20 protein-coding genes and 1 tRNA gene are annotated in these 22,037 nt (G+C 68.5%); 10 read left to right on the forward strand and 11 right to left on the reverse strand.

Going from position 1 to position 22,037, the window contains the following annotated elements; all coding sequences use genetic code 11:
• Positions 1-86: 86 nt before the first annotated feature.
• The gene (locus N5I32_RS04150; protein ID WP_261495920.1) at positions 87-1,307 is read right to left on the reverse strand and encodes an MFS transporter; all 1,221 of its coding nucleotides are present in this window, start codon (positions 1,305-1,307) and stop codon (positions 87-89) included.
• Between the two features lie 73 nt (positions 1,308-1,380).
• Here N5I32_RS04150 and N5I32_RS04155 point away from each other — a divergent pair, with 73 nt between their 5' ends.
• A complete protein-coding gene (locus tag N5I32_RS04155; RefSeq protein WP_261494130.1) occupies positions 1,381-2,010 on the forward strand; it encodes a DNA-3-methyladenine glycosylase family protein in 630 nt (209 codons plus the stop codon).
• Positions 2,007-2,672, forward strand: a complete 666-nt coding sequence (locus N5I32_RS04160) for an alpha/beta hydrolase (protein WP_261494131.1) — start codon at positions 2,007-2,009, stop codon at positions 2,670-2,672. The genes N5I32_RS04155 and N5I32_RS04160 overlap by 4 nt, the downstream gene beginning before the upstream one ends.
• Before the next feature lie 136 nt (positions 2,673-2,808).
• Here N5I32_RS04160 and N5I32_RS04165 read toward each other — a convergent pair whose 3' ends face one another.
• Positions 2,809-3,255: a VOC family protein gene (locus N5I32_RS04165; RefSeq protein ID WP_261494132.1), complete on the reverse strand. Its 447-nt coding sequence runs from the start codon at positions 3,253-3,255 to the stop codon at positions 2,809-2,811.
• Positions 3,256-3,412: 157 nt separating this feature from the next.
• Between N5I32_RS04165 and N5I32_RS04170 the strand changes: the two genes are divergently transcribed.
• Complete coding sequence (locus N5I32_RS04170; RefSeq protein WP_261494133.1) at positions 3,413-4,012, forward strand: HNH endonuclease; 600 nt, start codon at positions 3,413-3,415, stop codon at positions 4,010-4,012.
• 59 nt (positions 4,013-4,071) lie between these two features.
• Positions 4,072-5,028 carry an agmatinase gene (locus tag N5I32_RS04175; protein WP_261494134.1) on the forward strand — a complete coding sequence of 319 codons (957 nt, stop codon included), beginning with the start codon at positions 4,072-4,074 and terminating at the stop codon, positions 5,026-5,028.
• Between the two features lie 49 nt (positions 5,029-5,077).
• Here the strand turns inward: N5I32_RS04175 and N5I32_RS04180 are convergent, their stop codons facing one another.
• The 3 genes from N5I32_RS04180 to N5I32_RS04190 form a co-directional block, all read right to left on the reverse strand.
• Positions 5,078-5,431: a RidA family protein gene (locus N5I32_RS04180; protein ID WP_261494135.1), complete on the reverse strand. Its 354-nt coding sequence runs from the start codon at positions 5,429-5,431 to the stop codon at positions 5,078-5,080.
• A gap of 99 nt (positions 5,432-5,530) precedes the next feature.
• Entirely contained in the window at positions 5,531-5,770 is a 240-nt protein-coding gene (locus N5I32_RS04185) for a PA2433 domain-containing protein (protein ID WP_261494136.1), read from the reverse strand.
• A 47-nt stretch (positions 5,771-5,817) separates the two neighbouring features.
• Positions 5,818-5,891: transfer RNA gene (locus N5I32_RS04190), tRNA-Gly, on the reverse strand.
• Positions 5,892-6,066: 175 nt separating this feature from the next.
• Between N5I32_RS04190 and zwf the strand changes: the two genes are divergently transcribed.
• From zwf to pgi, 3 genes are read left to right on the forward strand one after another with little or no spacing between them, the layout of a single operon-like run.
• The gene (gene zwf / locus N5I32_RS04195) at positions 6,067-7,527 is read left to right on the forward strand and encodes a glucose-6-phosphate dehydrogenase (RefSeq protein ID WP_261494137.1); all 1,461 of its coding nucleotides are present in this window, start codon (positions 6,067-6,069) and stop codon (positions 7,525-7,527) included.
• Positions 7,524-8,195, forward strand: a complete 672-nt coding sequence (gene pgl / locus N5I32_RS04200; protein ID WP_261494138.1) for a 6-phosphogluconolactonase — start codon at positions 7,524-7,526, stop codon at positions 8,193-8,195. Before zwf ends, pgl begins: the two co-directional genes overlap by 4 nt.
• 11 nt (positions 8,196-8,206) lie before the next feature.
• A complete protein-coding gene (pgi, locus tag N5I32_RS04205) occupies positions 8,207-9,811 on the forward strand; it encodes a glucose-6-phosphate isomerase (protein WP_261494139.1) in 1,605 nt (534 codons plus the stop codon).
• Positions 9,812-9,846: 35 nt separating this feature from the next.
• Here pgi and N5I32_RS04210 read toward each other — a convergent pair whose 3' ends face one another.
• Positions 9,847-10,812 carry a glucokinase gene (locus tag N5I32_RS04210; RefSeq protein WP_261494140.1) on the reverse strand — a complete coding sequence of 322 codons (966 nt, stop codon included), beginning with the start codon at positions 10,810-10,812 and terminating at the stop codon, positions 9,847-9,849.
• 173 nt (positions 10,813-10,985) lie between these two features.
• Here N5I32_RS04210 and N5I32_RS04215 point away from each other — a divergent pair, with 173 nt between their 5' ends.
• From N5I32_RS04215 to N5I32_RS04225, 3 genes are read left to right on the forward strand one after another with little or no spacing between them, the layout of a single operon-like run.
• Complete coding sequence (locus tag N5I32_RS04215; protein ID WP_261494141.1) at positions 10,986-12,341, forward strand: ABC transporter substrate-binding protein; 1,356 nt, start codon at positions 10,986-10,988, stop codon at positions 12,339-12,341.
• Positions 12,338-13,228 (forward strand): carbohydrate ABC transporter permease, encoded by an 891-nt coding sequence (locus N5I32_RS04220; protein ID WP_261494142.1) that lies wholly within the window; start codon positions 12,338-12,340, stop codon positions 13,226-13,228. The genes N5I32_RS04215 and N5I32_RS04220 overlap by 4 nt, the downstream gene beginning before the upstream one ends.
• A complete protein-coding gene (locus N5I32_RS04225; protein WP_261494143.1) occupies positions 13,225-14,349 on the forward strand; it encodes a carbohydrate ABC transporter permease in 1,125 nt (374 codons plus the stop codon). Before N5I32_RS04220 ends, N5I32_RS04225 begins: the two co-directional genes overlap by 4 nt.
• Positions 14,350-14,405: 56 nt before the next feature.
• Here N5I32_RS04225 and N5I32_RS04230 read toward each other — a convergent pair whose 3' ends face one another.
• The 5 genes from N5I32_RS04230 to N5I32_RS04250 form a co-directional block, all read right to left on the reverse strand.
• Positions 14,406-16,490: a dipeptide ABC transporter ATP-binding protein gene (locus tag N5I32_RS04230; RefSeq protein WP_261494144.1), complete on the reverse strand. Its 2,085-nt coding sequence runs from the start codon at positions 16,488-16,490 to the stop codon at positions 14,406-14,408.
• Between the two features lie 11 nt (positions 16,491-16,501).
• Complete coding sequence (locus N5I32_RS04235) at positions 16,502-17,929, reverse strand: ABC transporter permease (protein ID WP_261494145.1); 1,428 nt, start codon at positions 17,927-17,929, stop codon at positions 16,502-16,504.
• 12 nt (positions 17,930-17,941) lie between these two features.
• Positions 17,942-18,982, reverse strand: coding sequence for an ABC transporter permease (locus tag N5I32_RS04240; RefSeq protein ID WP_261494146.1), 1,041 nt, complete (start codon positions 18,980-18,982; stop codon positions 17,942-17,944).
• Positions 18,983-19,095: 113 nt separating this feature from the next.
• The gene (locus N5I32_RS04245) at positions 19,096-20,742 is read right to left on the reverse strand and encodes an ABC transporter substrate-binding protein (RefSeq protein WP_261494147.1); all 1,647 of its coding nucleotides are present in this window, start codon (positions 20,740-20,742) and stop codon (positions 19,096-19,098) included.
• Between the two features lie 250 nt (positions 20,743-20,992).
• Complete coding sequence (locus N5I32_RS04250; protein WP_261494148.1) at positions 20,993-22,003, reverse strand: AraC family transcriptional regulator; 1,011 nt, start codon at positions 22,001-22,003, stop codon at positions 20,993-20,995.
• Between the last annotated feature and the right edge of the window lie 34 nt (positions 22,004-22,037).

Here is a 22,037-nt window from a genome sequence, read left to right on the forward strand (position 1 = left end):
CGGCTCCCTCTTTCAGTCTGGTGCAAATACTCCACGGGGGTCCGGGGGTGTGAAACCCCCGGCCCGGCCGGTTCTGGCGCGCGGTGTCAGAACGCGCGCGGGCGCAGCGCCAGCCAGATCAGCGACCCGCCGGCCAGCACCAGGAACGGTATCATCGCCAGGTTCACCGCCTGCCAGCCGGCGACCACGCCGGTGCCAGAGCAGTTCATCAACACGCCGGAGGAAAGCGAGGCCATGGTCACGCCGCCGAACACCAGAAGGTCGTTCAGGCCTTGAAGACGCCCCTTCTCCTCGGCCGAATGGGTTGTGGTCAAAAGCGTCGTCGCGCCGATGAAGCCGAAGTTCCAGCCCACCCCCAGCAGCACCAGCGCAAGGAAGAACTGTTCCAGCGCCACGCCCGACAACGCCACCCCGCCCGAGGCGGCCAGGATGAACAGGCCGATGCCGATGATCGGCTTGACGCCGAAGCGCGCGATCAGGTGGCCGGTGAAGAAGGACGGGATGTACATCGCCAGCACATGCGCGCTGACCACGTTGGCCGCGTCGTCGGTGGCAAAGCCGCAGCCGACGACGGCGAGCGGGGAGGAGGTCATCACCAGGTTCATCAGCGCATAGCTGACCATGGCGCAGACCACCGCGACGACGATGACCGGGTCGCGCAGCATCTCGCGCCGGGTTCGCCCGCCGTCCGCCCCCGCCGCCTTGCGCTCCGGCGCGGGAATGTCGAGGGCGAGGAAGAGGAAGACCCCCAGAAGGTTCAGCCCGACCACCGCGAGGTATGTGCCGAGGTAGCCCACCACCAGCGCATCCGCCGTGACCTTGACCAGTTGCGGCCCGACCAGCGCCGAGGCAAGCCCCCCCGCCATGACCCAGGAGATTGCCTTGGGGCGGAACTCCGGGCTGGCCGTGTCGGCGGCGGCGAAACGGTAGAAGCCCTGCGTCGACATGTAGATGCCGGTCAGCAGCGAGCCGGCAAGGAAGACCCCGAAGGACGAGGTGTAAAGCCCTGCCGCCGCGGTCAGCGCGCCCGCCATCCCGCCGGTGGTGCCGACCCAGAACCCGGCGCGCCGTCCATGGCGCTGCATCAGCGCAGACATCGGCGTCGAGGAGAGCATCGAGCCGAGCACGACCATCGTGATCGGCAGCGTCGCCCAGCAGGGGTTGGGGCTCAGCGACTGACCGGCCAGCCCGCCGACGACGAAGATCATCGGCATCTGCGCACCCAGGATCGCCTGCGCGAGGATCAGGATCGTCAGGTTCCGCCGGGTGCGGGCGTCGGTCATCGGGGGCGCGGTCATGTCGGTCATGGCGGATGCGTAGTGCTGCCCCTTGCGCCCGGCAAGCGAAATCGCTTCCCTTGGCGGGCGAAGGGAGTTGTGCATGGACGAACGCATCATCACCGGGCCGGACTGCCTGGCCGAGGGCGCGGCCTGGCTTGCCGCCCGCGAACCCGCCTTCGGGCGGGCGCTGGCGCTGACCGGCCCGTTGCCGCTGCGGCTTCGGCCCGGCGGCTTCGCGGCGCTGCTCGATGCGATCGTGTCGCAGCAGGTCTCGGTTGCCTCGGCGAATGCAATCTGGGCCCGGCTTGCCGAGGCCGGCCTGACCGAGGAGGCGCGCGTGGCCGCGGCCGGGGAGGAGGCGCTGCGGGCCTGCGGGCTGTCGCGGCCCAAGGTGCGCTATGCGCTGGCGCTGTCGCGCGCCGGTCTCGACTACGCCGCGCTCGGCCGCCTTCCGGCCGACGAGGCGATCGGGCGGCTGGTCGCGCTTCCGGGCATCGGCCGCTGGACGGCGGAAATCTACGCGATGTTCTCGCTTGGCCGGGCTGACGTTTTCGCCGCGGGCGACCTTGCCTTGCAGGAAGCGACGCGGCATCTCTTCGACCTGCCTGCGCGCCCCGGCGAACCGGCGCTGCGGACCATGGCCGAGGCGTGGTCGCCCTGGCGGGCGGTTGCGGCGCGCGCGCTCTGGGCCTACTACCGGCATGTGAAAAGCCGGGAGGGCACAAGGTGACGCGCGAGATGAAATTCGGCCGCAGGGCGGCAAGGTCCGGAAAGCCCGGGGCGCTGGTGATCTTCCTGCATGGCTATGGGGCCGATGGTGCCGATCTGCTCGGGCTCGCCGATCCGCTGGCCCCGCACCTGCCCAATACCGTCTTTCTTGCGCCGGACGCCCCCGAACCCTGCCGCAACAATCCCTTCGGGCGGCAATGGTTCCCGATCCCCTGGCTGGATGGGTCGTCCGAGACCGAGGCGAAGGCGGGCATGGCGCAGTCGGTCGCCGATCTGAACGCCTTCCTCGACGCCCGCCTGGCGGAGGAGGGGATGCGTCCCGATCAACTGGCGGTCGTGGGATTCTCGCAAGGCACGATGATGGCGCTGCACGTCCTGCCACGTCGCACGGCGCCGGTCGCGGGCATCGTCGCCTTTTCCGGGCGGCTTCTCGACCCCGACAGCCTGGCGGCTGAGGCGCTGTCAAAGCCGCCGGTCCTTCTGGTGCACGGGGACGAGGACCCGATGGTGCCCTTCGCCGACATGGGCGTTGCCGGGCGGGCGCTGACGGCGGCGGGGTTCGAGACCTATGGCCACGTCATGAAGGGCACTGGCCACGGCATCGCGCCCGACGGGTTGTCGGTGGCGGTCGCCTTTCTGAAAGACCGTCTGCCGGGGGCTTGAAGACGACGCGAAAGCCCTTAGCTTTGCAGTAACGAATCGCCCGGAGTTGCCTTCATGGCCCTTGCCGCACTGATCGCCGTCACGCTTTCCCTTGTCGTCCTGGCGATCCCTGCCGCCCGTCCCGAACCCGTCCGCGTCAGGGTTCGCGCCCGCCGTCGCTGAGCGGCCGGAACCAGAGGACGGACGGCGCGAACTCCACCGAGTTGCCCGCCGGGTCGCGGACATAGATCGACCGCGCCCCGTTGGGCCAGGTGAAATCGGCCTCGATTGCGATGTCGTGCGCCTCGAGATGGCGCCGCCAGGCGTCGAGCGCACCCGCCGCGACGCGGAAGCAGTAATGTCCCGGCCCGCGCGCCCCGTGCCCCGGCACCGGCAGCCGCGCGCCTGCCGGCGACCCTGCCGCCGTCGCGTCCGGATCGAAAACCAGCAGCACCGAGTCGCCAGCCGCGAAGAACACATGCCGCCCCGGTTGACGCGCGATGACGCGCATACCCAGCGTTCCGGCAAAGAACGCCTCTGCCGCGTCCAGATCGGGGGCGTAGAGCGCGGATTCGAGGGTGCCGAGGATTTCGGGCGCTGTCATGGCCCTGTCATTCTTGCCCGGTAATGCGATTGTGGCAAGCGATCGCAGATCGCGGGGCTTGCACCGGATCGAACGCCATATATAGTTGTGGATAAGCTGGGGCGGCGCTCCCGCCCCGGTTGGCCGAACGGCAAGCAGGGCAGGAACGGAGTCCGCGATGCTCGACAAGCTGCACCCGGAGGATTTCAGGACGAGCTTCGTGCGCGAACCCTCGGCGCTGAAGCATTATCCCGCGCTGGTCCTGAACGCCGATTTCCGCCCGCTGTCCTACTACCCGCTCTCGCTCTGGCCCTGGCAGGAGGCGATCAAGGCGGTGTTCCTCGACCGCGTCACCATCCTGGCCGAATACGAGGAGGTCGTGCGGTCGCAGCGCGCGGCCTTCCGAATACCCTCGGTCGTGGTGCTGAAGGAATATGTCAAACCCCAGAAGCGCGTGGCCTTCACGCGCTTCAATCTTTTTCTGCGCGACGAATTCTGCTGCCAGTATTGCGGATCGAAGGGGGAACTGACCTTCGACCATGTGGTGCCGCGGTCGCGGGGTGGCATCACCAGTTGGGACAACGTGGTTGCGGCCTGTTCGCCCTGCAACCTGAAGAAGGGCAACCGGTCGCTGAAGCAGTCCGGTCTTTCCCTGCGCCACGCGCCGCGTCAGCCGACGGCCGAGGAGATGCAGCAGGTCGGCCGCCGTTTCCCGCCAAACTTCCTGCACGACAGCTGGATGGACTTCCTCTACTGGGACGCCGAACTCGACGCCTGAGGCTGCCTTTACCTTTCGCCGCCAGCCGCTAATGTCGCAGGCGACAGAGGGAGGATCAGATGTCCGACACGTTCTTCACACCCGTTTCCGGCATGGACCTGCCGCGCTTTGCGGGCATTCCCACCTTCATGCGCCTGCCGCATGTGCCCGCCGACCACCCCCGCGCGGGCGATGTGCAGATCGGCCTTGTCGGCCTGCCCTGGGATGGCAGCGTGTCGAACCGGCCCGGCGCGCGCCACGGGCCGCGCGCGCTGCGCGACGCCTCGACCATGATCCGGGCGCAGAACGGCGCGACCGGGGTGCGCCCGTTCGAGCTTGCCCGCTGCGCCGATCTTGGCGATGTCGGCCCCAACCCGGTCGACGGGCCCGACACGCTGGAGCGGTTCGAGAGCTTCTTTGCCGGGCTGAAGGCGCGCGGGGTGCGGCCGCTCTCGGGCGGGGGCGACCACCTTTGCACGTTGCCGGTGCTGCGCGGCATCGCGCGCGACGCGCCGCTGGGCCTTCTGCATTTCGACAGCCACACCGACCTTTACCCGGCCTACTTCGGCGGCAAGACGCTGACCCACGGCAACCCGTTCCGCAACGCGGTGGAGGAGGGGCTTCTGGACCCGGCGCGGATGATCCAGATTGGCATCCGCGGCACCACCTATGACAACATCGACATCGACTTTGCCCGCGCGAACGGCATCCGCATCATCCGCATCGAGGAGTTTCACGCCCGCGGCGTCGCAGACGTGATGGCCGAGGCGCGGGAAATCGTGGGCAGCGCGCCCGCCTACCTGTCCTATGACATCGACTTTGTCGATCCCGCCGTGGCGCCCGGCACCGGCACGCCGGAATGGGGCGGGCCGAATGCCTTCCAGGCGATCGAGGTGCTGCGGCAGGCGCGCGGGCTCAAGATCGTGGGGGCGGACCTTGTCGAGGTCTCGCCGCCCTTCGATGCCTCGGGCAACACCGCCTGGCTTGGCGCCTCTCTGATGTTCGAGATCCTCTGCCTGATGGCCGAGGCGCTCTGACGCCTGCCCTGGCAGCCCGGGCCGGCCCCGCCGGGCCCGGGCGCGGGGCTTATGCCTGCGCGGCGGTGACGATGATCTCGACGCCGTATTCGGGCGCGGCCAGCTTCGATTCGCCGGTGGCGCGGGCCGGGGTGTGGCCTGGGGCGACCCAGGCATCCCAGACCGCGTTCATCGCCGGAAAATCGGCCATGTCGGCCAGCCAGATCTGCGCGCGCAGGATGCGGGTCTTGTCCGACCCGGCCAGCGCCAGCAGGCGCTCGATCTCGGCCAGCGCGTCCCTCGTCTGTTGCGCGACATCGCCGCCCTTCTCGCCGACGATGCCGGCGAGATAGACGACGCCGCCGTGAATCACGGCGCTCGACATCCGCTTTCCGGTTTCGATCCGTTCGATGGTCCCGGCCATGCCTTGCTCCTTTGCCCTGGGATTTCCGGCATGACTAAGCGCTCTTGCCGCGGAAGGAAAGCTCCCGCGGGGCGGGCAGGGCGCGCGGAGGCCCGGCGATCAGATCCCGAGAAGCGCCTTCGCCTCGGCCAGCGTCGCCTCCGAGGCGGCATGGTCGCCGCCCTCGTGCTCGGCCTTGCCCTTCTCGTAAAGCTCCATGATCTTCGCCTTGGTCGCGTCGTCGACGGTTGCGGTCGCCATCGCCGCGTCGATCTCGGCCATGAGTGCGGGGCATTGCGAGGCAAGCGCAGGCGCCGCCATCGCCGCCAGGAGCGCGGAAGCCAGAAGCGTCTTCTTCATGATGATTTCCCCCGTGGTCGTTGCAGCCGTACTGGTCGTCACAGGATTGGAGCGGGTGAAGGGAATCGAACCCTCGTCGTAAGCTTGGGAAGCTTCTGCTCTACCATTGAGCTACACCCGCAGCGCCTTGACAGGTAAGCGAGAGCCGGCGCTTCGTCAAGCCGCGATGCGGGGTGCGCGACGTCCGGCGCGGGGGCGCGCGGATTTGTTTCCGCCGCGCGAAGGCAATGCTAGACTTTGGCAGGCGGTGCGGGTAACAAGCGAGCCGTTAGCGCTAACAACTCAGGAGGCAACCGATGGTCTCGCGTGTCATTCCCGTGGACAGCTTCGATCTGGTGGTCTTCGGCGGCACCGGCGACCTTGCGCGCCGCAAGATCCTGCCGGGGCTCTTCCGCCGCTTCCTGGCCGGACAGATGCCCGAGGACGCGCGCATCATCGGCGCCGCGCGGGCCGAGATGGACGATGCGGGCTTCCGCGCGCTCGTCGCCGAGGCGATCGGGGAATTCGGCGGCCCGGCCAGCCGCAAGGCCGACGAACTCGCCCGTTTTCTCGACCGGCTCCACTATGTCGCCATCGACGCGAAGGGCGACGGCGGCTGGCCCGCCCTTGCGCAGGCGATGCGGCCCGACGTCGTGCGCGCCTTCTACTTCTCGGTCGCGCCGGCGCTTTTTGGCGACCTGGCCGAACGGCTGCACCGCCACGGCATCGCCACGCCCGAATCCAGGATCGTCGTCGAAAAGCCCTTCGGCCGCGACCTTGCCAGCGCCTGCGCGCTGAACGCGACGCTGGCCGAGCATTTCACCGAACACCAGATCTACCGGATCGACCACTACCTCGGGAAGGAGACGGTGCAGAACCTGATGGCGGTGCGCTTCGCCAACATCCTGTTCGAGCCCCTGTGGAACGCGCGCCATGTCGACCACGTCCAGATCACCGTGGCCGAGACGGTGGGCGTGGACGGGCGCGGATCGTACTACGACAAGTCGGGCGCGATGCGGGACATGGTGCAGAACCACCTGATGCAGCTTCTCTGCCTGATCGCGATGGAGCCGCCCTACCGCTTCGACCCGGACGCCGTGCGCGACGAGAAGCTGAAGGTGATCCACGCTCTCGAACCCGTCCGACCCGAGGATATCGTGCGCGGCCAGTATCGCGGCGCCGGAAAGGGCACGAAGGGCTCCTACACCGACGACGCCGAAAATCGCGACAGCCGAACCGAAAGCTATGTCGCGCTGAAGGTCAACATCGCCAACTGGCGCTGGAAGGGCACGCCCTTCTACCTGCGGACCGGCAAGAAGCTGCGCGCGCGTGCATCCGAGATCGCCATCGTCTTCAAGGAGGTGCCGCATTCCATCTTCGGCGAGGAGGAGGGCTGGCGCGAGAACGTGCTGTCGATCCGGCTCCAGCCGAACGAGGGGATGACGCTTTCGGTGATGATCAAGGAACCGGGGCCGGGCGGGATGCGCCTGACCGAGGTGCCGCTTGACATGTCCTTCGCCGACGCGTTGGGAGAGGACGGGACCGACATTCCCGACGCCTATGAGCGGCTGATCATGGACGTGATCCGCGGCAACCAGACGCTCTTCATGCGCGGCGACGAGGTGGAGGCGGCCTGGGCCTGGACCGACCCGATCATCGCCGGCTGGGAAACCCGCGGCGACAAGCCGCGCGGCTACGATCCGGGATCGTCGGGGCCCGAGGACGCGCTGATGCTGCTGCATCGCGACGGGCGCCGCTGGCGGGAGATACGCGAATGAACCTGGTCGAATATCCAGACAGCGAACTGATGATGTTCGATCTGGCCGATGTGCTGGCCAGCGAACTGTCGGCGGCACTGCGGCAGAACGAGACGGTGTCCTTCTGCGTCGCCGGCGGGACGACGCCGGGGCCGGTCTTCGATATCCTCTCCGCGATCAACCTCGACTGGGGGCGGGTGACGGTCTTTCCCAGTGACGAGCGTTGGGTGGACGAGACGAGCGAACGCTCCAACGCGCGGCTTCTGAAGAAGCGCCTGCTGGTGGGCAAGGCCGCCGCCGCCCGCTTCCTGCCGCTCTATGCCGACACGCCCCTGCCCGAGGACGCGGTCGACGCGCTCTCTGCCGCCATCGCACCCTGCCTGCCGATCTCGGTCGCCCTTCTCGGAATGGGCGCCGACATGCACACCGCCTCTCTCTTTCCCGGCGCCGACCGGCTGGCCGAGGCGCTGGCGCCCGACGCGCCGGTGCTGGTGCCGATGCGCGCGCCGGGCGCGGGAGAGGCCCGCGTGACGCTCTCGGCCCGGGTGATCGAGGATGCGATGTCGATCCACATCCTGATCACCGGGGCGGAAAAACGAGCCGCGCTGATGCGGGCGCAGACCCTGTCGCCGGAAGAGGCGCCGGTGCGCGCGGTGCTGGACGCCGCGACCGTGCACTGGGCGCCGTGAGGGGAGAAGCCATGAGCCGCTGGGACGACCTGCACCGCCATCACGAGCGGTTCCGCGACCGGGCGATCCTGTCGCTGTTCGACGATGCCGCGCGGGCCGGGGCCTTTTCGGCCGAGGCGGACGGGATGCTCCTCGACTATTCCAAGACAAACATTGACGCGGCGGGGCGCGATCTCCTTCTTGCGCTGGCCGAGGGGGCGGGCGTCGCCGCCCGGCGCGAGGCGATGTTCATCGGGGCAAGGATCAACGAGACCGAGGGCCGCGCGGTCCTGCACACGGCGCTGCGCAATCCCGCCACGCCGGTCTTCGTCGACGGGCAGGACGTGACGCCACCGCTTCGCCAGACCCTCGCGCGGATGGAGACCTTCGCCCGCGACCTGCGCACCGGGCGCGCGCGCGGGCAGGGCGGGCGCATCACCGATGTCGTCAACATCGGCATCGGCGGATCGGACCTCGGCCCGGCGATGGCGTGCCTCGCACTTTCCCCCTACGCCGACGGGCCGCGCGCGCATTTCGTCTCGAACGTGGACGGGGCGCATGTGCATGACGTGCTCGCGCCGCTCGACCCGGCGACGACGCTGGTGATCGTGGCCTCGAAGACCTTCACCACGATCGAGACGATGACCAACGCGGAAACCGCGCGCCGCTGGATGGCGGGCAAGGTCGCCGACCCCGCGCGCCAGTTCGCGGCCGTCTCGACCGCGCTGGACCGCACCGCCGCCTTCGGCATCGACCCGGCCCGCGTCTTCGGCTTCGAGGACTGGGTCGGCGGGCGCTATTCGATGTGGGGGCCGGTCGGCCTGTCGCTGATGATCGCCATCGGGCCGGACCGGTTCGCCGAATTCCTGGCCGGCGGGGCGGCGATGGACGCGCATTTCCGCACCGCGCCCTTCGCGCGGAACCTGCCGGTGCTCCTCGCCCTTGTCGGAATCTGGCACAACCAGATCTGCGGCCACGCCACCCGCGCGGTCCTGCCCTACGACCAGCGCCTGTCGCGGCTTCCCGCCTATCTCCAGCAGCTTGAGATGGAAAGCAACGGCAAGCGGGTGGCGATGGACGGCTCCGACCTGCCGTTTCCCTCCGGCCCCGTGGTCTGGGGCGAACCCGGCACCAACGGCCAGCACGCCTTCTACCAGCTCATCCACCAGGGGACGCGGGTGATCCCGTGCGAATTCCTGCTGGCGGTCAGCGGCCATGAGCCCGACCTTGCCCACCAGCACCGGTTACTCGCGGCGAACTGCCTCGCGCAGTCCGAGGCGCTGATGCGCGGCCGCCCGATCGAGGTGGCACGCGCGATGATGGCCGCGAAGGGCCTTCGGGGGGCGGAGCTAGAGCGGCAAGCGCGCCACCGCGTCTTTCCGGGCAACCGCCCCTCGACCACGCTCCTCTATCCCCGCCTCACGCCCTTCGTGCTGGGCCAGATCATCGCCCTTTACGAACACCGCGTCTTTGTCGAGGGGGTGATCCTCGGCATCAACTCCTTCGACCAGTGGGGGGTGGAGCTTGGCAAGGAACTGGCCGTCGCCCTCGAACCGGTGCTGAAGGGAGAGGCCGACGGGGCGGGCAAGGACGGCTCGACCCTGCGCCTCGTGGCCCGGCTCAGGGGCAAGGGCTAGAGGCGAGGGTTAGGGGCGAGGGAGGGGCGCGGCGGTCAGCCGCGGCGGCCCATCTCCTTGGCCAGATGCTCGGCGCAGCCCGTCAGCGCGGCATAGTCGTCCTCGACCACGCTGACCGGGAAACGCTCCATGAACTCGGAAAACCGGCCCTTGTCGCAAAAGGCGTCGCGAAAGCCGAAGCGGCCCAGCAGGGGCGCGAAGGCGCGGGAAACGCCGCCGATCAGGTAGATGCCGCCGAAGGGCAGGAAGGTCAGCGCCAGATTGCCTGCGACCATGCCGAAGACGCGCACGAAGGCGCGCCCGGCCGCTTCGGCCAGGGGATCGCCCGCAGCGATCCCCTCCATGATCGCGGCCGCGCTGCGGGCCTCGGGCCGGCCCGCCTCCTCGGCCACCCAGCCGAAGGTCTGTTCAAGCCCGCGGCCCGACAGCACCTCCTCGACCCCGGCGAACCCGTGGCGGCGCCCGACGAATTCGGCCAGCCGCAGGTCTGCGGCGGTCCGCACCGGCAGTCCGACGTGACCGCTTTCCGAGGCGGCGACAAGGCGGCCGGTCGCGGTGTCATGGACGGGGGCCGCGTTGAAGCCGGTGCCGACGCCGATCACCAGTTGCGTCTGGCCCGGCGCCTCCTCTCCCCGCAAAACCGGAAGGAGCGAGCCCGGCGCCAGATGGCCAAGCGCGTGGCCCTGCGCCTGCAGGTCGTTGAGGATCGCGACCGTCCCCGCCCCGGTGGCCGCGCCGACCCCGTCGCGCGTGATGACCCAGGAAAGGTTCGTCATCTCTGCCCGTCCCCCCTCGACCGGGCCCGCCGCCGCGACGCAGGCCCCGTCGCAACGGCTCACTCCCATCTCGGCCAGGTAGTCGGCCAGGATCGGCTCTAGCCCGGGGCGGCCCGCGTTCGGATAGCGCCGGATCGAGGCATGGTCGACGCGCGCCCCGTGGGCCAGCGCGACGCGGGTATTGGTGCCGCCGACATCGGCAAGGATCAGGGGGGAGGGCGTCATCTTGTATCCCGTGCCAGCGTGCATCTTCCTGCGTGATAGGACGCCTTCGGGGTGCGCCGCAAGCGTTCAGACCGGCTTGGCCGCCGGGATTAACCATTTGTTCACCAATGTTGATGCAAGCCTTCGCGGGACGGGCCGCGCGAGAATGCGGGCGGCCCCGGAAGGAGGGGTCGATGACGTCATGGAGCGTGGCGGGTGCCGTGCTGATCGCCCTCGCTTCCGGCGCGGCGGGCGCGCAGGATCTGCGGTTCGCGCCGGGTGAGGACAGCCGTTTCACGTGGTCGAGCCATGACGATTTCGCCGCCGCCCACAGGCTCGAAGGCCAGACGCTGACCATTTTCGGACCCTGGCGGGGCGAGGATCAGGCGCTGGCGGAAAGCGTCCTGGCCTACTTCGCCGCGGCGACGGGGGCGCAGGTCCTTTACGCGACGTCGGAGAACTATGAACAGCAGATCGTCATCGACACGGCGGCCGGAACGCCGCCCGACATCGCGATCCTGCCGCAGCCGGGGCTGATCGCGGATCTCGCCGCGCGCGGGCGTCTCGTCCCGCTCGGGGCGGAGACCGAGGCCTGGCTGCGCGCAGGCTACGCCGGCGGCGATGCCTGGGCCGCGCTCGGAACCAGCGCCGGGCCGGACGGCACCCCGGCGCTTTACGCCTTTCCCTACCGGGTCGAAATCAAGTCCTTGGTCTGGTACGTGCCGGAGAATTTCGCGGAGGCGGGCTATGCGGTCCCCCGCACAATCGAGGAGATGCGCGCGCTCTCCGACCGGATCGTGGCCGACGGCGGCACGCCGTGGTGCATCGGCCTCGGCTCGGGCGGCGCGACCGGCTGGCCCGCGACCGACTGGGTCGAGGACATGGTGCTGCGCCGCGCCGGACCTGCGGTCTACGACCGCTGGGTGCGGGGCGAGGTTCCCTTCGGCGATCCGGCCATCCTTGCCGCGATCGAGGATTTCGGCAGCTTCGCCCGCACCGATGCCTATGTCGCGGGCGGGGCGGCGGCCGTCGCCACCACCGATTTCCGTGACAGCGCCGCGGGGCTCTTCACGGTGCCGCCGCGCTGCTACCTGCACCGGCAGGCCTCCTTCATCCCCGCCTTCTTCCCCGAAGGCATCACCCCCGGGATCGAGGCCGACTTCTTCGCCTTTCCGCCGCTGGCGGAGGGCCGCTTCGGCCGGCCCGTCCTGGGCTCGGGGACATTGGCCACGATCACCCGCGACGGCCCGGCCGCACGCGCCTTCATAGACTGGCTCAAGACCCCCATCGCGCACGAAATCTGGATGGCGCAGACCGGGTTCCTGACGCCGCACAAGGGCGCCAATCCCGCGGCCTACGCGAACGAGGTGCTGCGCCGGCAGGCCCGCATCCTGATGGAGGCCACCACCTTCCGCTTCGACGGGTCGGACCTGATGCCGGGCCGGATCGGCGCCGGCGCCTTCTGGAGCGGCATGATCGACTATGTCGGCGGTCGCGACGCGGCCGAGGTGGCCGCCGACATCGACGCGGCCTGGGACGCGCTGCGATGATCGCCGGGGCAGGGCGGATGGCGCGGCTCCGGCCCTGGCTGTTCCTTGCGCCAGCGCTCGCCGTGCTGGGCCTCTGCCTCGTCTATCCGCTGGCCGCGACGGCCTGGCTTTCTCTCCACGACCGCAGCGGAGAGGGGTTCGTGGGCGCGGCCAACTTCGCCTGGCTGGTGCGCGATCCGGCGGCGCGGGCGGCGGCGGTCAACACGGTCCTCTGGCTTATGGTGGTGCCGGCCGTCTCCACCCTCCTGGGGCTGATCGCGGCCGCGCTCACCAACCGGATCGGCTGGGGCGCGCTGGCGCGGATGCTGATCTTCTTGCCCGGCGCGATCTCGCTTCCGGGCGCCGTCGTGATCTGGAAGTTCGTCTACGACCTGCGCCCCGAGGCGGGCGCGCAGGTGGGCGCGCTGAATGCCCTTGTCACCGCGCTTGGCGGCACGCCCCGGGCCTGGATCGCCCTGCCGGTCTGGAATTCCCTCTTCCTGATGGCGATCCTGATCTGGGTCCAGACCGGCTTTGCCATGGTGATCCTCTCGGCCGCGCTGCGCGCCGTGCCCCGCGCCACGGTCGAGGCGGCGCGGCTGGACGGCGCGGACGGCGTCCGCGGGTTCCTGCTGATCGAGGTGCCGCAGATCCGCCGCTCCATCGCGGTGGTCTGGACCGCGATCACCCTCGCCTCGGTCAAGGTCTTCGACATCGTCCTGGTGATGACCAACGGCCAGTGGAACACCAACGTCCTTGCCAACCTGATGTTCGACTGGATGTTCCGGGGCGGCGGCGATTCCGGGCGCGGCGCGGTCCTCGCGCTGGCGCTTCTGGCGCTCACGGCCCCGATCCTGGCCTGGAGCATGTTCTGCGCCCGGACCGGCCGCGCGGGGCAGGGGGAATGAGGCGCGGCGGCCCCTGGGCGGCGCATCTCGCGGTCGCGGTCTTCGTCCTGCTCTGGACGCTGCCGCTTCTGGGGCTGGTCGTCACCTCCCTTCGCGACCGTGACCAGATCGCGGCCTCTGGCTGGTGGACGGCGTTCTCGGGGGTGACGCTGACGCGGACCTTCCGCACGCCGCCGGGGGGCGAGGGCGCTCAGCCCGGCGGGCGCTACGCGCTGGCAGGCAACGCGCTGGAGGGCGGCGGGCGGGTCGAGGCCTTCGGGATCGACGCGCGCCGGCCCGCGGCCTTCCACCCCGGCGCGGTGGCGGATCTCGGCAAAGGCGCCACGCTGACGGTGCAGGCGGATGGCGCCTACAGCCTGACCGCGCCGCACGGCCTGGCCGCGCCGCAGGGGCAGCGCATCTTCCTGACCGCGACCGTCGGGCCAAGCCCGACGCTGCAGAACTATGCCGACGTCCTGGCGGCGACGGGGATCGCTCGGTCGCTTCTCAACTCCGCCATCGTCGCGGTGCCGTCGACGCTGTTCCCGGTCGGGCTTGCCGTCTTCGCCGCCTATGCCCTGGCCTGGATGCCCTTCGCGGGCCGCAGGCTGGTCCTGGCGGCGGTCCTCGGGCTGATGGCGGTGCCGTTGCAGGTGGCACTGATCCCGCTTCTGAAGGTCCACAACGCCGCGGGGCAGGCGCTTGGCCTTGATCCCAAGGGCTTCGTCGGCGTTTGGCTGGCCCATACCGGCTTCGGCCTGCCGCTTGCCATCTACCTGATCCGCAACGCCATGGCAGCCCTGCCGCGCGAGGTCATCGACAGCGCCCGACTGGACGGGGCCTCCGACCTCGCGATCCTCACGCGGATCGTGCTGCCGCTCGCGGCCCCGGCGATCGCGGGTTTTGCCGTCTTCCAGTTCATCTGGACCTGGAACGATCTTCTGGTGGCGCTGGTCTTCCTCGGCCCGCAGGGCGACCGGCTGGTGCTGACCGGGCGGCTCCTGAACCTCGTCGGCACGCACGGGGGACAGTGGGACATTCTCGCCGCCTCCGCCTGCGTCTCGGTGGCGGTTCCGGTGGCGGTGTTCCTGGCCTTTCAAAGGCTTCTGGTGCGCGGCCTTCTCTCCGGCGTGGCGGACTGACGGGGCGGCCGGACGGCGCGACCGAGACGGACCGTCCGGGGCAGGGAAGCGCCGACCTATTCCGCAGCGATCTTGATCACCGGCTCCATCGAGGCGAAATCCTCGGCCGAGAGGTGGCACTTGATCTGATGCCCGCCGGCCAGCACCTGCACCGGTGGCACCTCGCGCTCGCAAAGGCCGCCCGGCACCTTCGACTTCCACCGGCAGCGGGTCTGGAACGGGCAACCCGGCGGCGGGTTCATCGCCGAAGGGATCTCGCCCTCGAGCACGATGTGCTTTTTCTGCACATGGGTGTCGGCGATGGGCACGGCCGACAGCAGCGCCTCGGTATAGGGATGGTAGGGCGGCGAGAATACCTGATCGGTGGTGCCCAGTTCGACGACATGGCCGAGATACATGACCATCACCCGGTCGGAGAGATAGCGCACGATCGACAGGTCATGGCTGATGAAGAGAAGCGTGGTGCGGTTCTGCCGCTGGATCTCCATCAGGAGGTCGGTAACGGCCGCCTGCACCGACACGTCAAGCGCGGAAACGGGTTCGTCGGCCACCACGATCTTCGCCCCGCCGGCAAAGGCGCGCGCGATGCCCACGCGCTGTTTCTGCCCGCCCGATAGCTGGCGCGGCATCCGCTCGGCAAAGGCGCGCGGCAGCTTCACGAGGTCGAGCAGTTCCAGCATGCGCGCGCGCCGTTCGGCATCGGAGGCGCCGACGCCGAAGATCTCCAGCGCGCGCATGATCTGCCGCCCCACGGTCATCGAGGGGTTAAGCGTGTCGAACGGGTTCTGGAACACCATCTGCACGCCCGAGACCGTATCGGTCGAACGGCTTTCGATCGGGGTGGCCTGAATCTCGTTGTCGTAAAGCATGATCTTGCCCGAGGTGGCCGTCTCAAGCCCCATCAGGACCTTGGCGAAGGTCGACTTGCCGCAGCCCGACTCGCCCACGATGGCCAGGGTCTCGCCCTCGCGCGCCTCGAAGCTCAGCGTTTCGTTGGCCTTGACCACGCGCTTGTCGCCGCCCCCGAAGAGGCTCGAGGCGGAGACCTCGTAATACTTCCTCAGGTCGTCCATCTTCAGGACGACACGGCCCGGCTCGGTTCTTTCATGCTTCCTCTCGACCACGGGCTTTGCCGCCCAGTCGATCTCGTCCACCCGGATGCAGCGCGTCTCGTGGCGGTCGTCGCCCGGCACTGGCACCATGGGAATGTCGGCCGCGTTGCAGCGCCCGTCCGCGAAGTAGTTGCAGCGCGGGCCGAAGTTGCAGCCCTTCGGCCGTTCGTGGGGCAGGGGGAAGTTGCCTGGAATGGCGATCAGCGGGCGGGCGTTCTTGTCCGCCCCCGGCAGCGGGATCGACCGGAACAGCGCCTGTGTGTAGGGGTGCTGCATCTTGTTGAAGACATCGACGATCGACCCGGTCTCGACCGCCTCGCCGGAATACATCACGCACAGGCGGTCACAGACCTCCAGCACCAGCCCGAGGTTGTGGCTGATGAACAGCATCGAGGTGCCGTACTTCTTGCCAAGATCCTTGACGAGGTCGACCACCGCCGCCTCCACTGTCACGTCGAGCGCGGTGGTGGGTTCGTCAAGGATCAGAAGCGCGGGCTTTGACATGAGCGCCATGGCGATGACGATGCGCTGCTGCTGGCCGCCCGACAGCTGATGCGGGAAGGAGTTGAGGATCCGCGCCGGGTCGGGCAGGCGCACGTCCGCCACCACCTCGAGCGCGCGCTTGTGCGCCTCCTCCTTGCCGAGCCCTTCGTGGATCATCGGCACTTCCATCAGCTGCTGGCCGATCCGCATCGCCGGGTTCAGCGAGGCCATGGGTTCCTGATAGATCATCGCGATCTCGGACCCGCGGATGTCGCGCAGTTCCTCCTCGCCCATCGTGGTCAGGTCGCGGCCCTTGAACTTGATCGTGCCGCCGGTGATGCGGCCGTTCTTGCCAAGGTCGCGCATCACCGCGAGGGCGACGGTGGACTTGCCGCAACCGGATTCACCGACCAGCCCCATCGCCTCGCCCGGCTGGACGGTGCAGGAAAAATCCATCACCGCGGGGATTTCCCGCAACCTGGTGAAGAAGCTGATGGACAGGTTCTCGATCTCCAGGATCGGACCGTCGTATTCCCATTTCGTCATGGCGGTTCCCCCTAGTCCTTCAGGCTTTCTTCCCTGAGGCCGTCAGCCAGCAGGTTGAGACCGAGCACGAGGCTCATCAGCGCGAGTGCGGGCACGATGGCGGGGTGCTGCGCCACCGTCATCAGCCTGCGGCCCGCGTTGATCGTCGACCCCCAGTCGGGGCTTTCGGGCGACAGGCCGAGGCCGAAGAAGCCGAGTGTGCCCAGCAGGATCGTGGTGTAGCCGATGCGCAGGCAGAAATCGACGATCAGCGGCCCGCGCGCGTTGGGCAGGATTTCCCAGATCATGATGTACCAGGGGCGTTCCCCGCGCGTCTGGCCCGCCGCCACGTAGTCGCGCGTCTTGATGTCGAGGACGAGCCCGCGGACGATCCGGAACACGGTGGGCGAGTTCACGAAGACGACCGAGACGAAGACGATCAGCATGTTCGCCGGCATGTGGATGAGGTCAAGCGCCTCGGGCAGGATCGCCACCCGCGTTCCCGCCTCGCCGACGAACGACAGGTAAAGGTAGCCGCCCACGACCGCGATGGCGATGACCAGCCGGTTGCGCAGGCCCGGCATGACGTAGAAGCGCGAGTTGACCAGCACCAGCAGGAAGATGATCGGGAAGAGGAACAGCACCACGGCCAAGTATTGCGGCATCCCGGTCTGCACGATCTCGGGCGTGACGAGCAGGTAGAAGAACAGGATCACCGGGAAGGCCAGGATCAGGTTCGCCAGGAACGACAGCCCGGTGTCGAGCATGCCGCCGTAATAGCCGGCCGGCAGGCCCAGCGTGATCCCGACCATGAAGGCGAAGACGGTGGCGAAGGGCGCGATGACGATCACGATCCGGCTGCCCTCGACCATGCGGGAAAAGACATCCCGGCCAAGGTGGTCGCCGCCCAGCAGGTACCAGCCAGACCCGTCGGGCACCGGCGTGCCGGGCAGCTTGTTCTTCATCTGGCTGATCTGGCTCAGCACATCGGCGGTGGCGATGGTATCGGAAAAGACCGCGACGAAGACCCAGAACATGACGATGGCCAGGCCGATCATGCCGATGGTGGAGTCGAAGAGCTTGCCGTAGAGGCCCAGCCGCCGCTTGAACCGGAACGACAGGACGAACATCACCGCAAGCGAGATCCAGACCGGCACCAGCAGCTTCGAGATGGCGCCGGTGATCCCGGCCGCGCCGAAGGGCAGGACCGCGCCTCCGACGAGATAGACGAGGACAAGCGCCAGGAGCGCGAGGAACAGCCAGCGCGTCGCCCGCTCGCTTGCCCCGAAGGCGCCGCCGCGCGCGGCAAGGCGCCCGTCAGGCCCGGACTGGACCGAGGGGTCGGGGGCGAAGAACGCCAGCGCGATCTGGGCCACGACCGCGACCGCGAAGAACGCGGCAACGGCCAGCGTGACGGGGTTCAGGACGGAAAGACTGCCGGTCCAGGTAAGCGGTTCCATCTTCGTCCCTTCCTACGAGATGCGGATGCGCGGGTTGAGGAAGACATAGCCGATGTCGGAAATCAGCTGCGTCACCAGAACCACGAAGACGGCCACGACCGAGCAGCCGAGCAGGAGCTGGATGTCGTTGTTACCCGCCGCGGCAACCAGCGTCCAGCCGAAGCCCTTGTAGTTGAACAGCGTCTCGACGATGACGACGCCGTTCAGGAGCCAGGGAAACTGGAGCATGATCACCGTGAAGGGCGCGATCAGCGCGTTTCTCAGCGCGTGCTTTATCACCACGTTGCGGAAGCTGACGCCCTTCAGCCGCGCGGTGCGGATGTATTGCGCCGTCATCACCTCGGTCATCGAGGCGCGCGTCATGCGCGCGATATAGCCGGTGCCGTAAAGCGCGATGGTCAGGACCGGCAGGAAGAAGTTGTCGAAGGTGATGTCGTCCATCGCGCTTGTCGCCGTGCCCTTGAAGACCTTCCAGCCCATGGAAGTGGCGAAGACCGCGATCAGGATCACGCCCGAGACATATTCGGGCGTCGCGGTGGTGGCGATCGAGAAGGTGGAGAGAGAGCGGTCGAGCTTCGATCCCTCGCGCATCCCGGCCAGCACGCCCACGATCAGCGACACCGGAACCATCACCACCATGACCCAGAACATCAAAAGCCCGGTCAGGCCCAGCCGTGTCGCGATGATGCTTGAGACGTCATCCTTGAAGACGCTGGAAAAGCCCCACTCGCCCTGAAGCACACCGCAATAGCCGGGTGCCGCCGCAGGGTCCGCGCCGCGCGCGATGCAGCGCCCGGTGGTGACACCGCCTTCCTCGCGCGTCCAGCCCGGCACCACGCCCAGCCATTCGCCGTAGCGCACCAGAAGCGGGCGCGCGTGGCCGTTCTTCTCGAGCCAGCTTGCCACCTCGGCGTCGGTGATGCGGCTGCCGGCTTCTGACTTGGCGAGCTTCTCGAGGTTCGGCGGCAGGTTGGTCAGGTAAAAGACGATGAGCGTCAGGCAGAGCGCCGTCAGAACCATCGTCGCCAGGCGTCTGAGCAGGAACATCAGCATGGGTTGGGTTTCCTTCCTCCCACGAATGGGGGCAGGTTAGCGCCTCAGGCGCGCGGGGCCGAATGAAAAAAGGGCGCGCGGGGCGTTTTTGCCGCGCGCGCCCGGTCAGGCGATCAGGCCTCGATCGACCACTTGTAGTGGTGATGCTCGAACGTCGGGTGCATGTCGGCGCCCTTCACGTTCTCCTTGAAGTGGCGGTAGATCGAGCGCCAGTAGGGCTGGATCAGCACGCCTTCGTCCTGCATGATCTTCTCGACCCTGGCCATCACCTCGCGCCGCTTGTCGGCATCGGCGATCGCCATGGCCTCGTCCAGCGCGGCATCGAACTCGGCGTTGGCAAAGGCGGTCTCGTTCCAGGCCACGCCCGACTTGTAGGCGAGTGCCAGGACCTGCACGCCGAGCGGGCGCATGTTCCACTCGGTGGCCGAGAACGGATACTTGGTCCAGTCGTTCCAGAAGGTCGAGCCAGGCAGGATCGTCCGCTTGACGTTCAGTCCGGCATCGCGCAGCTGCGCCGCCACCGCGTCGCAGGACGCCGCCTGCCAGCCGTCGTCGAGCGAGATCAGCTCGAACTCGGTGGCGCCGTGGCCGGCCGCCTCGATCATCTCCTTCGCCTTGGCCGGATCGACCACCAGCGGGTCGAGCTGGGCGTACTCTGGATGGATCGGGCAGACGTGGTGGTTTTCCGCGACCGAGCCGAGGCCCGCGTAGCCAAGCTCGAGGATGACATTGTTGTCCACCGCCATCTGCAGCGCGCGGCGCACGTTCACGTCCTTGTAGAGATCGGCCCCCTGGTTGAAGCGGATCGCGATCGTGGCCGAGGTGACCGCCTCGGACCGGGGCCAGCCGAGGCCGTCGAAGATTTCCACGAAATCGCCGTCGGTGCGGTAGGTCATGTCGATCTCGTCCGCCTCGGCCGCGGCGAGGAAGGCCGAGGGATCGGTGCCAAGGTCGATGTATTCGATCCGGTCAAGGTAGGGTCCGCCATAGACCTCGGTCCCCCACCAGGTGTGGTTCGGGTTGCGGACGAGAACCTGCTTGACGCCGACCTCGTTGGTCTCGGGCAGCCAGGCGCCGGTGCCGATCGGGTTGGCCGAGGGGTCGCCGTTGTCATAGGATTGGTGGACGACCGCGGCCGGATAGTCCGCCATGCCGACGACGATGGTGATGTCGGGCGAGGGCAGGACCAGCTTGACGGTGTGATCGTCGACGATCGTGACCGCGCCTTCGCGCGCCACCTTGGTGTCGGGATCGACGAGGCCACCCATGCGCGCGGCCATGGAGTTGCCTTCCACGTTGGCATCGCACCAGCGGTTGATGTTGTGGGCCACATCGGCGGCGGTGAAATCGTCACCGTTGTTCCACTTCACGCCCTTGCGGACGTTCAGCGTGTATTCGGTCGCGTTCTCGTTCACTTCCCAGCTTTCGAGAAGCATCCCGCGCAGCGAGCCGTCGGCATTGTATTCGACCATGTAGTCGAGCCAGCCGCGGCCGAAGTTCGCATATTCGGACCAGTCCCAGGTGCGGGGGTCCTTCGACGCCTTGGTTTCCATCTGCACGCGCAGCGTGCCGCCGGCGGTCTGGGCGCGGGCCGGCGCCGGGGCGGTCAGGCCGAGAAGGCCATAGGCCGCGGCGGCACTGACGCCAAGCGCCGAGGAGCGGGTCAGGAACTCGCGGCGGCTCAGCGTGCCGGCGCGCACTTCCTCGGCATAGGCGACGGCCGCGGGATGCAGGCAGTCGGGCTTGAAATGGTGGGTCATCTTCTCGTCTCCCTGAGAACTTCGCTTGGGTGACCGTCCCTCCCGACTCTCCTGGCCGGTGGATTCTTTTCTGCGACGGTCCGCGCGGCCATTGCGCAACGAAACGAATGTCACGTCAATGTCCATTTGCGGCAAGCCATGTCGCAAATACGTAATTGAAAAGAACATATCCCCTCCCTGAAGACAAGGGCGGGGTCGGGGCCGGCGGCAAGACCCCGGTGCCACCCGCTGGGCGCGCCGGGTGCCTGTGTCAGGGCGCCTTGCGGAAGGCCGAGGGCGTGCGCCCGGTCCGCTTCTGGAAAGCCCGGGTGAAGTAGGCGGGCGAGGTGAAGCCAAGTTCCTCCGACACGCGGGCGACCGGCAGCCGGGTTTCCAGGAGCAGTCGCCGCGCCTCGAAGATCAGCCGGTCGTGCAGCAGGTCCGAGGCGGAGCGTCCGCAGGTCTTCTTGCAGACGCGGGTCAGATGCGTCGGCGTCACGCCCAGTTCGCGCGCGTAACCGGCAACGCCCTGGCCGCTGCGATAGCCATGTTCCAGCAGTTCGGAGTAGCGCCGGGCAAGCCTGTGGTAGGCGTCCGACCGCCCGGCCTCCGCCGCGCCGGCGTGGCGTTCGAGCCAGACCGAGAGAAGCCCGAGATAATGGCGCGCGGCGCGGTCGTGGCCGGGGCGGGCGGCGTCGATCTCGCGCTGGATGTGGTCGAGGATGCCGGAAAGTTCCGCCTGCGGGATGGCATCGCGGATGCGCAGGTGCAGCGGTTCGCGCGGCAGGCCCAGATCCTCTCCCCGACCGAAGAAAAGCGCGGTGCCGTAGCTTTGGGGGCCCGCCTCGAACCCGTGCATGGCACCGGCGGGAATGAAGATGGCGTTGTGCGCGCCGTAGCCCCGGGTGATGCCGCCGACGGTGATCCGGCCCTGGCCGCGGGTAAACCAGTAAAGCACCGGATCGGCGTAGGACCGCATCGCCTCCACCCGCCAGCGCCCGCCCTGTGCCAGCCGCTGGATCGGCACCAGGCGCAGCCCGCCCTCGCCCGAGGGCAGCGCGGTGACGGCACGCCGGGGGGCGGCCTTCGCCGCCTGCACCCCGGCCTTCGGGGCAGGCTTCGCGACCACCTTCGGGGCCGCCTTTGCGGCTGTCGGCGCGGCTTTTTCCCGCGTCGCGGGCTTTGCCGGCGCGACAGGCAGGGGAGCGGCCGCCGGCTCTGCCTTGGGCATGCGGTCGGCGTAAAGCGACAGGGGCTTGGCAGAAAAGATCTTGGCAGTCATTCAGCGCATACTCGGTTCCGGGTCGGGCTGAGTC

Source organism: Albidovulum sediminis, from assembly GCF_025380365.1.
In the GTDB taxonomy this organism is placed as follows: domain Bacteria; phylum Pseudomonadota; class Alphaproteobacteria; order Rhodobacterales; family Rhodobacteraceae; genus Albidovulum; species Albidovulum sediminis.